Here is a 12,695-nt window from a genome sequence, read left to right as displayed (position 1 = left end):
TTAACCAAACCCCATCTCTTTCTGAAATGCGTTTCCGTTGTGGCGCTTTAACAGGTCTTCGAAGTCTGAGGTCCACTCAATATCAGACGTGCGTTTGTAGCGAGAGTACTTAAAGCCCTTAAATTGGATGGTATCAATGCCACTTAACAGGCCTTTTACTAAACGACCTACGGCGTAACCCAAGCTGATAGGTACTGCGTTACCAACCTGCTTATACCGTTGAATAAGTGGGCCCGCGAGCTCCCAATTGTCAGGAAATTCTTGAATCCTTTTATATTCCTGAATGGATAATGGTCTATTTTCTACAGGATGGGCCAGATCCGTTGCGGGCATTGCTGGGTGAGTGACAAGCGTCGGAGAAGGCTTATCCCACGCTAATCTTCGAAGAAAACCTGTCTTCCCACCTCCAGAATAATAAGATTTTCCCATAGCTTCTTTTTGCAAATCGTCTGGTAAATTTCTCCAATTCTGCCCGGGTTTTAGCAACCGATAATACTGAAGCCTTTTTTCTGGGAAGTTCAAATGATCGTGCTCTGGGATATTAGATAGGCATGACTTTAACGTCTTCCATTTCGGCAATCCGTGTTCTCCATTCTCAGAGTAGGTGGGAACTAGGTAAGGAGGTTTTTTTCCGTCTCGAGAACAAACGATTATCACTCTTTCTCTATTTTGCGGTGTTCCAAAGTTAGCTGAGTTATATAAATTGAATGAGAACCCGTAACCTGAATTATTCAGCCGGTTTATTATGAAATTTAAAGCACCGCCTTTGAGCTCGTCTTCGCTGAGGTCTGGATATCCTTCACCTCTTTTATCATGTGGTCTGTGATCCATTGGGCACGACAATAAGCCCCGAACGTTTTCAATAACAAAATACTTTGGTTTCAGATCTAGGCAAAGATCTAAATATTTTATAAATACGTTTCCCCTATCATCATTGAAGCCTTGTCTTTTACCTGCGGTACTAAATGCTTGGCAAGGTGGGCCACCGACAATCAAGTCTATATCATCTTTTTCTGATAAGTCTGCTGACTCGCGGATATCGTTCGCATTATAATTGTTTATGTCAGATAGCAAGGCTGCGTTAGGTTTGTTGAGAGCTATAGTTTGTCTGCAGTATTTATCAACTTCGCACGCAAGCCTGATTTCAAAGCCAGCCTTCTCAATACCTAAATCTAGACCCATAGCACCTGAAAAAAAGCTAAGGGCAACAGGTCGCTTTTTGTTGACATAATAGGCTGGATGATCCTCCGCCACTTTGTGAGAAGTTTTTAATCCATATGATTGTAAGCTTTCGCTATTTATAACCCACGAGCTGCCTATTTTTCGTGCACTTAATTCGTTGTTTCTACATAGAGTTCGGATGCGCTGCTCACTGATATTTAGTTGTTTAGCAGCTTCTTTTATCGTAATTTCGGTACCCATTTAGTGTTTCCTTTACGAAACCTTAGATAAGTACCAATATAGCTGTATAAAAACACATGTCAAGCCATAACAAGCGTAAGTTGACTGACTGGTTTTCAGCTGCGCTCCATACCAAACGCAAAGGCGAGATCTTAGGAGGTCCATAAATACTAGATTAAGCAAGCCCAAGATGAAAACTTAGCAATGCTTATTGATTAGATTGGGCAATATTCGGAAAGAAACGATACATTTTCTTATGCGGCTCATAAACAGTTTTTCGAAAGCCCATCATGGTCAGAAAAAGATGAACTAAACAAGACAGGCATGTTTGCGTAGGCATTCAGCACCGCGAAAAGTGCTAATTACTTGTGCAGAATGGAGTGATATACCAGGTGACTGGAAAAATGGTACACTAAACAAGACAGGCATGGACTAAACAAGACAGTCACTTTCGCACTTTTTCAAAGAATCGACCTATAGAAGTTAACGAACTTTTAAAAACTACAATAGGGGTTTAAATGGCATTGCACTTACTTTGGGATGAGTTTAGGTCCTCTTTCGTTAAGAATTTAGAAGCTTTACCTGTTTCTCAATTCAATGAGGCTTGGAAGACATCGAAGAATCGTACTCGCCTATATGAGCATACTATCTTAGAGCCAGTTTGTCGTGAAATAGGCTTAAACTACAAAAAAGAACTCTTTAAAATCGACTATACATTTTGTCGAAAATCTAAAAATGGAACAGATGTTCCACTGGTTTTTATTGAATCGGAAATGTTGCGCTCGACGCTGAGCACGAAATGAGAAAGTTATGTTGCCTTTCAGCACCGCTAAAAGTGCTAATTACTTGTGCAGAATGGAGTGATATACCAGGTGACTGGAAAAATGGTGGTTATAAAGAGCTGTTAACCAATAGGTGGTCCGAAATGATTTCCGCGCACAATTCAATATGGCCTCAACCTGCATTGACAGGCGTGTTAATAGCAGAGGCGGTAAATGAACGTTTGCGTTACTACAGCATACTTTTCGGTCCAAACGGTTCTATAGAAAAAGAAAGCGAAATCATATTTGAGATTAAGCTCCGTTAAAAAATACTAAACAAAGCACTAAAAAAGACAGGCATGTTTATAAACTCTCTAATTAAGGATAATTAAATGAATAAATTACTACCACTAATCTCTTTTATGTTTTTACTTGCACTTCCTTCAACGGCTTATGCTAAGGATGAATTGATAGTTATCCAAAAAGAGAGTAGTGATGGTAAACAAAGAGAGGATTATTTCTACTTGATAGGTACTCAATCAAGAGGAAAGCCCGCCAACTTCACCTTGTGGCGAAATCAGTTTGATTTTTATAAAGCTTGGGATGGTAAAGGTAATCCTAAACTTACAATCGAAAATGCTGCTTTAAAAGCCAAGGAATTTTATAAATCTGAAGGCGCATTTCAACTAATCGGACTTGAATTACGGTTAGGTTATTCATTTGATTCTAGTGTTTGGTATTATTTAATTAGCCTTGCAAAGACTAGCGATATAACAGAGCGAGGAGTTGAAAGTGATAAAATTTATAGGGTTGTTGTATTAACAAGTGGAGAAGTTCTTCCACCATACACTCCAAAATAAAATACTAAACAAGACAGGCATATTCGTGGCTATACGGAATCACCATGAAAAGTAAACTCTCACTTGCACAATATGTTAAGAAGCGAAATGGGGTTCCATTAGGGGCAAGTGGCTCCATGACAAACATGCTTTCGCGCTCTTTCGGCGCCGCATCTTTTCCGGTTTTTTGGCACTATTGGAATCCGATCTGGGGTTACTATTTATCACGCAATGTCATGCGTCCACTTGCGAGTTTTCTTCCTGTTTCGTTAGCCACTTTTCTTACATTTCTTGTTAGCGGGGCGCTTCACGATTTAGCGGTCTCTATCGTCAAGCTGAAAACCATTTTTTTCTTCACCCTTTGGTTTGGATTAATGGGTTTGATTGTTGTAGTTTCTAAAGGGGCAGGGATCTCATACGGCCATGTAAGTTGGCCTGTTCGTGCGTTAATAAATTCGTTGTTTATTTTAGTATCGTTAGGTTTAACGTACTTTTTGGAAAAGTTGTACGCATAAAGGAAGCTTCTAAAGACTAAATAAGACAGGCATATTTGTGTATTTTACACTGACCTTAGACGAGGGAATACGGCCATAATGAAGGGGCGTCGCTCCACGTTTCTCTTCACAATACGCAACTTCGTGAGACTCTTTATGCGTATCCAACCCTATAAAAATCATGCTATGTTTGTTCATGCTAGCCTCCAAATTGATTTAGTATTGAACAAACTAATAATGGACTCCGGCCGGCGCTCCGGTGGCTGACAAGTTAACCCACGAAAATGCGGGGGCTAGCACTTATACGGGGAGTCATAGTGTCTAGCGAGATCACAACAACAAGGAAAGTTATGCTTAAACATATGCTCACTGCGATTCTGTTTCTACATTATCCTACTTTTGCAAAAGAGAGTGTGCTGATTGAAAATGTGACCGTCGTATCATCGCACCTTCAGGAGCCATTACTAAAGGCGCATGTTCTTATTTCTGATGGACGGATAAAGACAGTATCGTCATCTAAGATTGAAAAAACATTTGATGTACAGGTAATAGACGGGACTGCTTTATACCTAGCTCCTGGAATAATGGATAGCCATGTTCATGTTTCATCTATTCCTGGCATGGGATTTGGCGTGGAGCCTGTGGCGCAAAAGAATGAAGCACTTGCTGAAGAATACTATAAACAGCAACCCTATAGCTTCTTGTACTACGGTATAACACAGGTTGTCGACCCAAACCCCGGGCTTGAATGGAAGAAATTTACTGCTTCTGAAATACATCCTGATTACTATCGTTGCGAAGTCATTACCTCACGCTCAACGTTTCCTTTGGTAGAGAAAAATGATGAGCTGTCGAAATCCATGTTTTCCTATATCGTTGAACAGGACGTTGCTGAGACAGCACAGAACTCTCCTGAACAAATTGGGAAACGTATTGCTGAATCCGGCGCATCTTGCATAAAAATATACTTTGAAGATGGCTATGGCGATGAAAGTCATTGGCCGTTATTGTCTGACGATACCCTGAAACGTATTCGAAAATCTGCATCACAACATAAACTACCTCTGGTAGCGCATGCCAATGCATTGGATATGTATCGAAGAGCCATTGATGCAGAGGTGGATGTAATTGCGCACGGGCTCTGGAATTGGGGGGAGTTTTCGCGTGAAACTGAAGTGTCCAAATCAATGCATGGCGTGCTCAACCAGTTAATGAGCAAAAGCACTGGGTACATGACAACCCAAAGGGTAATTGCCGGACTAGGTGAACTCATGTTGCATAACTCACATGGTGTTTCTGAATACAGTAAGGTAACGCCCGAAGAATTAATTGAATGGTATAAGCAACCTTCAGCACAATGGTTTAAAGAAGAATTACGCGCAGGATTTGACGGACTACCCGACGAGGTTATTGCTCGAATCTTTTTGAAAGATAGGGTGGGGAAAGGTAACAAAATTTTAAAAATCCTCACCGAGGCAGACTATCCGCTGTTATTAGGTTCTGATTTTCCGGGAAGTCCCAGTTTTTCCAACCAACCTGGTTTAACCACTTTCCTTGAAATGAAAGCAATGGCAGACGCTGGCGTATCTTTAGCTGCAATACTCTCAGCTGCGACCATTAACAATGCGCGACAATTTAATATTGATGAAGATTACGGAACGGTTGAAGTTGGTAAGGTTGCAAATTTACTTTTGCTAGAACAAAACCCTTTAAATACCGTGGACGCTTGGAGCAACATCCACCACATTATCCTACATGGAGAAGTTTTTAATCGATCAGATTTTGCTGCAGATACTATAGCTAACAAATCATTGCAGCGGACGAGCCGCTGAATGCGGCGTTAGGGTTAAAATGGAACTTCACGTCACAAGCGTAGATTACGCTCCAGAGGAACTACATGATCAAGTACCTTTGGTGTTTGAGTTATTAAGGGAAATTCCAGGCAGTGACCGTCCTGACTATTGGATAGGAAGGTGTAAAACTCCTATTCAATGGATCGAAGGCAATAAAGATATTACTTATGTAGTTGTTGCGGCTAGATGGCAAGGCACAAGAATCGAACCTCATGTCAAAAACTTGCCCGTTGGAATATCCTACGTCTTAGACGAATCTGTTTTAACTGACGAAACATTGGACTTTAAAAAGTGCAGCTATGTAGCTATCGGCATATCCCATGAAACTACGGGTGGCACACCGCCAGAGAAACACAAAGGCATATTGGCGGGTACTATTGGTAAGTTCTTTGGCAAGGGTAGTCAATAAAATGACTAAATCACCTAACAAACACATCAAAAATCGCCCCCCAAAAGGCGTGGGGAGACTGGTCAGTAAAAATGATCAGTAATATTTAACATTGACTAACGAAAAACAAATTTTGAATTTATCCCTATTGCACCAATGCAGGCTAATATGGGTGTTTTTGGCGCTCTGTTGTTTTGAAAGTAATGCAGTAGTTATGAGACACGATGTTTCTGCAGAAAAATATCGTGTTGAAAAAATGCCAGAATATGTTGTAGATATGCCGGGTGAGGGCCACGGAGTTCTCATCGCAGAGCAGTGGGTTGTTACTGTCGCACATAGTATCTTTTACGATTATACGAATACCAACTTAAAAGTTGGTTCTAAATACTATGAAATAGAAAAGGTTTATATTCATCCAGGTTACATAAAGCCAAGGGGCAATGAATTAAGCGGTGATTTAGCTCCGCTAATGCAAGTTTTGAAATCCAGCAGCGATATTGCGTTAATAAAACTATCCAGTCCAGTTTCAGACATTATACCCATTTCAGTCTATTCAGAAGCTGCGGAGAAAGGGCGTGTCATAACAGTTTTTGGTAAAGGCGCAACTGGAAATGGGTTAACAGGTGAGAACGTAGAAACTAAGTCGCTCAATCAGGCAAACAAATTTCAAAATGTCGTAGAAAGTGCAAATGGTAAATGGCTAACGTTCAAATTTGATTCTCCTAAAAATGCGCTTCCCCTAGAAGGAATGCATGGCTCAGGAGATAGCGGAGGCGCTTCTATTATTTATCAAGATGGCGAACCATATCTAGTGGGGTTATCGAGTTGGCAATTTGCGACTGGAGATATTTCTGAATTTAAAGGCGGACTGTATGGTACTACTGCTTATCAGACTAGATTATCAAATTACTACCATTGGATTCTGAATATTATTGGTAATTAAAAAGTAAGCTAATTTATTCGTGTGCTCGTAGGGCGCGAATACATTTACTTCGTAACGCAAGAAGATTGTTCAGGCTGTTTTCTCGCTATACTAAAAACTTTAATCAATGCATGCGTAGGCCAAATCAATAAGTCGCAAGTTTTACGATAAATAGGGAAATAAGTGAGTAACGATGAAAATAATAATCATAGCTTTTGTATGGCTTTTTGTTAGTAGTTCGTTCGCTGAAATCGTTTTAGATGAAAGTGCGTTTACTCAGCGCTATGCTAAAGCAATGAACATCAGAGAAGATGGCGTAAGGGCAGATATAAAGGGTCGTTTGGAAGTGGAAATGACTTACAGCAACGGAGAAACATCTACCGCGTACCTCGATAACGCCTACATGAATTACCGCTCAAGCCCAGGCGAACTAGACGCAATTATAAACGCTTACATCAATGCATTAACCAAAAGCAGTAGCGATGTTAAATCCAACATAGAAAAAGAGCATATCTTTCCCGTTATCAAGGACAGGGGCTATATGGAGCAAATAACGAAATTAATGAATCATAGCAGCAAGGGGGAACTACCTTTCTATTATGAAAAATTAAACGACGTCCTGTATGTTTTGTATGCCATTGATACGCCTTCTTCTATTAAATTCATGCCAAAGGAAGATATCAATGCTCTCGGAGTAGAAGAGGGAGAACTTAGAAACCTTTCAATGGCTAACTTGATGAATGCTAATGAGTCATTACAAATTCAGGGTGACCGGTCGACGGTCTCGATGGTTGTAGCTGATGGAATTTACGAAGCATCTTTTTTGCTTTATGACGATCTATGGACGAAAGAAAACTTTCCGGTGAAAGGAGATATAGTAGTCTACGTGCCATCCAGAGATGTGTTGATTGTTACGGGTTCAGAAGATACTGAGAGCCTTGAAACAGTGAGAGGTATTGTGCATAACCTTGAAAGTCAGTGGTCTCATGCTGTGACAGATATTGGATTTGTGCGAGAAAAAAATAAATGGGCTGAATTTCACAAGTAATAGGAACGTCTAGCTGATGCGGTATCTCTGTAGATGCGACTAATAAAGATACGCTACCTATGATTTGTCATCATCTACGTTTAGCAGTTAATAGGTTAAATGCGATAAAACAATCTACGCTGGGTGAAGTTACTGTTATTTGGTCTAAGGAATAGAACATTGGCAAAAATTTTAATATTTGGAAACTCTGGTTCTGGAAAATCTACGCTGGCACAGCACTTATGCAAAACACAAGGTTTGGCTCATTTAGATCTAGACACATTAGCGTGGAAACCTACTAGCCCTCCTGAGAGAAAGCCTATTGATGACTCTGAAGAAGAGATAAAGACGTTTATTTCTTCCAACGACAAATGGGTAATTGAAGGCTGTTATACAGACTTACTAAAAACTGTAGAACAGCAGTCTACTGAAATTATATTTATGAACTTACCCATTGAATCCTGCATTTCAAACGCAAAGGCGAGACCTTGGGAGCCCCATAAATACAAAACAAAGCAAGCCCAAGATGACAACTTAGCAATGCTTATTGATTGGATTGGGCAATATACAGAAAGAAACGATACATTTTCTTATGCGGCACATAAGCAGTTTTATGATGGTTATCACGGTCATAAAAAGATGATTACGCAAAATGTCCCAACTGAGCAATGTTAGGCAAAGTTTGGAACTTGAAAGATAATAAGTCACTATAGTTACTTGTTTGCGCACTCTGAAACAATAATACATAGACTCAGGTCGCTACGCTCCCAAGTATAGTTTACGTGCAATTCCCCCTTATTTAGGGAACTGCTACAAGGAATCCTCATGCTGCAAACGCTGGTCATTTGTCTTTTTATCCTGTCTATTTGGGCGTTGTTAAAAAGCGCTACCGATTTCGTTAATGTATGGAAAAGTGAGGCGCCACTTCATTGGCAGCATTGGGGAGAGCCAGAATTTGTGGATTTATATCGTGGTATGTTTGGAGAGCTTTGGCCTGTAATTTTTGGCAAAGCTTGTGAAGAAGCGGGTAGTGACCTGCTAGTAAAAAAACGAAATGATATCCGTTTTGTTCTAAAAATTATCGTTTTACTTTTTATCGCATCTACTGCTTTCAACGGGTTCTACTTTGAAGTTAAGCCACGCGGATAAGCGAATGTTCCCGTAATGGGTTGATACATGCCAGGAAAGACGACACAAATGCACGTAGCAATTAGTTTTAAAACAGCCATGTTCGATTTATCCAAAGAACATGAAAATATGATAAATCCAATATACGGTGAATCTTTTCTTATTTGGTTAAAAGAGCAATTCGATGGCGAGTTCAGTGTAACAGCGCCTTTTATGGAAGATTGGGGTTGGTACTGTAATGTCTTGTTTCAAGGACAGAAATACTTGGTCGGCTCATCAGTTTTTATCGAAGAGGATGATAGTCCTAAATCAGAACTGAAAAAATGGCTAATTCAAATTGATAAACATAGGTCTTTCATTGAAATCTTGCTTAGAAAAGCACACATATCGGAAACTGATGAATTTGTACTCCTCCTAAAGTCAAAATTGGAAGTTGAGCCCAAAATACAATCAGTAGCTTTTGAGTAAGGTTCCCATTAGTGAAGAGTGAAGTTTTTCATTGGTTGAAGCACTTTCCGAGCTATGGAATAGCGCGTTTAAAAATTTCGCATCTAAAGCTCATTAATTAAAAATAAAATGTATGAAATAAGTGAAACGGAGTTTCTAGTGAAAAAAAATCTACTTCTTGCATTATCACTTCTAGTGTCAGCTACGGTATCGGCTGAAGATATTAAAATAGATCTTAAGCAACTTGCCCAACAGTACTTCGACACAATGGTTGCAACTCAGGCCCCTGGCGCTACAAAAGTTGAGCTTGAAAATCACTTAAATTTGCTCGCGGATGATGTTGGTCATTCACATTTGCCATGGGTGATAGACGATACGCGATTACCTGACGGTAAGGAGCAAATGAGAGAGGGCATGACATTCTATTTAGGCGCACATACAGAATATAGTGCTGAGTTGTTAGATGTTTTTACATTTAATCATTCTGCTATTGCTATCAGATATAAGAATTATGCCAAGGGCGTGCACCCGCAAAACAATCAACCTATTGAATACAGTCAAGTAATGATGGAAGTATTAGAAATAGAGAACGGTAAGATTGCTGTAATTCGAAAGTACCATGAGTAAATTTCACATTCTGATAAGTTGCGTTGGGATGAGATGTCGATCGTTGCTTAGTTTCGTGGTAATGCGCCAGGCATTGACGCTTCTTATCGGTTTGATTTTACATGTATAATTCTTATTCAGGTACTGCTAGTATGGATTGTGTGGTGTCTAATGCCTATAACTAACATTCCCATTGCTTCTCGAAACGATTACCTGAGAGCTCAGCGATAGAACAGGGAGCTTTCTAGCTAGAAAGTAGGTTATTACATTTTAAAGGAACGGTATGTTTAAGAAGCTGTTAAAAGGATTTGGAATAGCGCTTCTAATCCTTATCTGTCTATTTGTGCTTATTGCTGTTTGGTCGGGCTATAAATCTTCTGAATACGAGAAAACGGCAATTCCTTACATGGATACTGCAATTGCTGACATCTCCTCTTGGGAGCTAGGTATCTTTAAAAGTTACCTCACTCCGTCTGAAGTAGAAAATATCAATGAAGATGACCTTAAAAGGCTTATAAAGGCGCTATCAAAGATGGGGGCGTTAGTTGAAATTGGCGAATATCAATTCAATACAGTTACTTCCAGAGCACTAACATCTGGTGGCTCAGGAACGTTTGTTACCTATACTGTTCCAGCAGTATATGAGAATGGCGACGCAGTACTAACGATCACTCTAAAAGAAGAGGGGGATTCCTTTTCAGTTTATCATTTTAAACTAGACTCCCTCGCGCTGTTTGACTAACGAAGTTGTTAAAGCTAATCGCGCGTCGACGCCAAAATGAAGACACCGACAAGCATATTTTTACAGAATATTAGGCCGAGCTTTAAGGACGGAGTAAAATGACGAAGAACCGAAGAACAACCATCATCAGGTTTCTTCTGCTAGTCAGTACTATTGTTTCCTTGTTTTTCGTTCCGTGGATATTAGTTAAAGCCTGGATCCTACCTTTGCCACACACAGTACAAGAACAAGTTGATGAGGCTATTAGCCATGGCTTTGACGGCATAATTGTTTACGTGGATGAGGCGGGAAAACCTCCAGCTTTCTACACAGCAGGCTGGAAAGACAGAGATAACAAAATACCCGCTGCCCCCGACTCTTTATTTAAAATTGCCAGTATCAGTAAGTTGTACACTGCTGTGGCTATCACCAAAATGGCGCGAGAACAGCGACTATCCCTAGACGATTTACTCGTTGATCATTTACCCGAACTCAAAGACAGAATTGAGCATTCAGAAAAAATAACGCTTAAAATGATGGTGCAGCATAAGTCAGGAATCCCTAACTTTACTGATAATGCTGCTTACTGGGAAAACGAACCGGAAAACGGCAAGCGAGCGCTCGACTTTGCGCTAGATCTTCCGGCGAGTTTTGAGCCCGGTGATGGATATGAGTATTCCAACACGAACTATCTGTTGCTTCGCAATATTATGGATAAGGTTTTGGGGAACAGTCACCACGAGTACATTAAGCAAAACATTTTACTTCCGCTTGAATTGAACAACACCTATTTTTCATTGAGCGAAGTCAATATGGACGACGTGATGAGCGGCTATTACGTTGGTTACAAGGAAGATGTTAAAGCGCGCGACTACGGTATGCTAGCGACAGCAGAAGATGTGGGTAAGTTCTTACGAGCGCTAAACAACGGCGCTATTTTCAATGAAGGCGAAGCGGAACTTTACCCTTATGTGTTCGAGCATGGAGGCTTGGTTATCGGTTACCAGAGCCTTGCAGAATATGACAAAGACCTCGATACCGTGGTTGTTCAATTTATCAATACCACTGACTTTGACGGTTACGAATGGAACTTGTCTGAAATCACAATTAGCCGAATTTTTAAAATACTAAGAAAAGCAGAAAACGAGTAGGTGGTAGGCTTGGTTCAACGCTTTTTCAGTGTAGGCCAATCATTACAAGTTAGAAAATAATGGGTGGCAACAGAACGGTTTTTATTATGTGCTTAGTTTATTAATTCGCCGTTTTTACTCTATGCTTTTAGTGATTATTTTATCTCTTCAGCTGCTCGGCAAAAAAAAGGGGCAAAACGTGAAAAAACTCTTCTTAATGTTATCTGTGCTTATATCGGTTTTGTGTTTGCTACTGGCCGCTGCGCCATTTACTCCGGCAGTTGCGGGCTCGTTTTTAATGCTTATCCTCGCTGGAGTTTTAGGCTTTAAAGGGTATTCAAAAATAAGCTTGCTTTTGCTTTGTATCAACACCTTTTCGATAGTTGTCAGCCCCAACATAAACGAGTCTAGTTTTGCCGGATTAACTGTAATATCGATTATCTTTATTTTCTCTTTCACCGGTGTAGCACTTGGTCTGCCGAAAGGTGTTCAAAGATATGATAGTTGCGTTGATTGACGTTTGAGTATTCAAATATTCAGATGTTAGAGTGGATAATTAAAGGGATTAAAAAAACGTTGCCCCGTTTTGTTTCAACCGCTAGAGTTTAAAAACTCGACGCCTACAAAAGCAAGGATGTTATTTATGGTCAGGTATGAACTTCCCGCCAGAATTGTATTATCGCTATTTACTGTCATTCCTCTTTTTTTCGCTTATTCCACGCTTCAAAGCAGTCAGCCATTGCTATTCATTTCAATGCTTCTTGCATCGGTGCTGTTTTTGGTAACGCAACTAAACATAAAACAGTTTTTAATGCCTAAACGCCAACCCAATGCCAAATTACTTAATATGCAAAAAGCTTTAGGAACCGCTTCGGTTGTTTTATTGATGTTAAATATTGCGTTCAAAGACATAATGTTGTTCTAGAAGAATTTACTTTTTTGCCCAGGAAAAATAAAAAAACAACGCCAAAGGAAGGC

At 40.0% G+C, this 12,695-nt stretch carries 16 protein-coding genes and 1 pseudogene; 15 read left to right on the top strand and 2 right to left on the bottom strand.

Translation table 11 applies throughout. The annotated features are described in order from the left end of the window. Window positions 1-1,422, bottom strand: a complete 1,422-nt coding sequence (locus F0261_RS02155) for a DNA cytosine methyltransferase (protein WP_171337107.1) — start codon at window positions 1,420-1,422, stop codon at window positions 1-3. Window positions 1,423-2,200: 778 nt separating this feature from the next. Between F0261_RS02155 and F0261_RS02150 the strand changes: the two genes are divergently transcribed. From F0261_RS02150 to F0261_RS02140, 3 genes are all read left to right on the top strand, one after another. Continuing rightward, window positions 2,201-2,488, top strand: coding sequence for a hypothetical protein (locus tag F0261_RS02150; protein ID WP_171337106.1), 288 nt, complete (start codon window positions 2,201-2,203; stop codon window positions 2,486-2,488). A 66-nt stretch (window positions 2,489-2,554) separates the two neighbouring features. Then, on the top strand, window positions 2,555-3,022 hold the full coding sequence (locus F0261_RS02145; RefSeq protein WP_171337105.1) for a hypothetical protein: 468 nt from the start codon (window positions 2,555-2,557) through the stop codon (window positions 3,020-3,022). Between the two features lie 44 nt (window positions 3,023-3,066). After that, the gene (locus F0261_RS02140) at window positions 3,067-3,516 is read left to right on the top strand and encodes an acyltransferase (protein WP_171337104.1); all 450 of its coding nucleotides are present in this window, start codon (window positions 3,067-3,069) and stop codon (window positions 3,514-3,516) included. A 54-nt stretch (window positions 3,517-3,570) separates the two neighbouring features. Here F0261_RS02140 and F0261_RS19840 read toward each other — a convergent pair. Then, window positions 3,571-3,693: pseudogene (locus F0261_RS19840) on the bottom strand (IS110 family transposase); the annotation flags it as partial. Between the two features lie 152 nt (window positions 3,694-3,845). Between F0261_RS19840 and F0261_RS02135 the strand changes: the two are divergent. The 12 genes from F0261_RS02135 (at window position 3,846) to F0261_RS02080 (ending at window position 12,642) form a co-directional block, all read left to right on the top strand. Continuing rightward, complete coding sequence (locus tag F0261_RS02135; RefSeq protein WP_171337103.1) at window positions 3,846-5,327, top strand: amidohydrolase family protein; 1,482 nt, start codon at window positions 3,846-3,848, stop codon at window positions 5,325-5,327. Between the two features lie 19 nt (window positions 5,328-5,346). After that, the gene (locus tag F0261_RS02130) at window positions 5,347-5,757 is read left to right on the top strand and encodes a hypothetical protein (RefSeq protein WP_014949398.1); all 411 of its coding nucleotides are present in this window, start codon (window positions 5,347-5,349) and stop codon (window positions 5,755-5,757) included. Between the two features lie 193 nt (window positions 5,758-5,950). Continuing rightward, window positions 5,951-6,679: a trypsin-like serine protease gene (locus tag F0261_RS02125; protein WP_014949399.1), complete on the top strand. Its 729-nt coding sequence runs from the start codon at window positions 5,951-5,953 to the stop codon at window positions 6,677-6,679. Window positions 6,680-6,851: 172 nt separating this feature from the next. Next, window positions 6,852-7,706, top strand: a complete 855-nt coding sequence (locus F0261_RS02120; RefSeq protein ID WP_253819165.1) for a DUF1444 family protein — start codon at window positions 6,852-6,854, stop codon at window positions 7,704-7,706. A gap of 159 nt (window positions 7,707-7,865) precedes the next feature. After that, a complete protein-coding gene (locus F0261_RS02115; protein ID WP_171337102.1) occupies window positions 7,866-8,360 on the top strand; it encodes an AAA family ATPase in 495 nt (164 codons plus the stop codon). 150 nt (window positions 8,361-8,510) lie between these two features. After that, a complete protein-coding gene (locus F0261_RS02110; protein WP_014949402.1) occupies window positions 8,511-8,834 on the top strand; it encodes a hypothetical protein in 324 nt (107 codons plus the stop codon). Between the two features lie 27 nt (window positions 8,835-8,861). After that, window positions 8,862-9,281 carry a hypothetical protein gene (locus F0261_RS02105; RefSeq protein ID WP_253819164.1) on the top strand — a complete coding sequence of 140 codons (420 nt, stop codon included), beginning with the start codon at window positions 8,862-8,864 and terminating at the stop codon, window positions 9,279-9,281. A gap of 138 nt (window positions 9,282-9,419) precedes the next feature. Then, entirely contained in the window at window positions 9,420-9,887 is a 468-nt protein-coding gene (locus F0261_RS02100) for a nuclear transport factor 2 family protein (protein WP_171337101.1), read from the top strand. Between the two features lie 262 nt (window positions 9,888-10,149). Continuing rightward, window positions 10,150-10,608 (top strand): hypothetical protein, encoded by a 459-nt coding sequence (locus F0261_RS02095; RefSeq protein ID WP_171337100.1) that lies wholly within the window; start codon window positions 10,150-10,152, stop codon window positions 10,606-10,608. A 98-nt stretch (window positions 10,609-10,706) separates the two neighbouring features. Beyond that, window positions 10,707-11,738: a serine hydrolase gene (locus F0261_RS02090; protein ID WP_171337099.1), complete on the top strand. Its 1,032-nt coding sequence runs from the start codon at window positions 10,707-10,709 to the stop codon at window positions 11,736-11,738. A gap of 88 nt (window positions 11,739-11,826) precedes the next feature. Further along, window positions 11,827-12,234 carry a DUF6419 family natural product biosynthesis protein gene (locus F0261_RS02085; protein WP_171337098.1) on the top strand — a complete coding sequence of 136 codons (408 nt, stop codon included), beginning with the start codon at window positions 11,827-11,829 and terminating at the stop codon, window positions 12,232-12,234. Window positions 12,235-12,360: 126 nt separating this feature from the next. Then, window positions 12,361-12,642: a hypothetical protein gene (locus F0261_RS02080; protein WP_171337097.1), complete on the top strand. Its 282-nt coding sequence runs from the start codon at window positions 12,361-12,363 to the stop codon at window positions 12,640-12,642. Window positions 12,643-12,695 lie beyond the last annotated feature (53 nt).

The organism is Alteromonas sp. 07-89-2, from assembly GCF_013113925.1.
Classification (GTDB): domain Bacteria; phylum Pseudomonadota; class Gammaproteobacteria; order Enterobacterales; family Alteromonadaceae; genus Alteromonas; species Alteromonas macleodii.
This window is presented reverse-complemented; position numbering and strand designations above follow the sequence as displayed.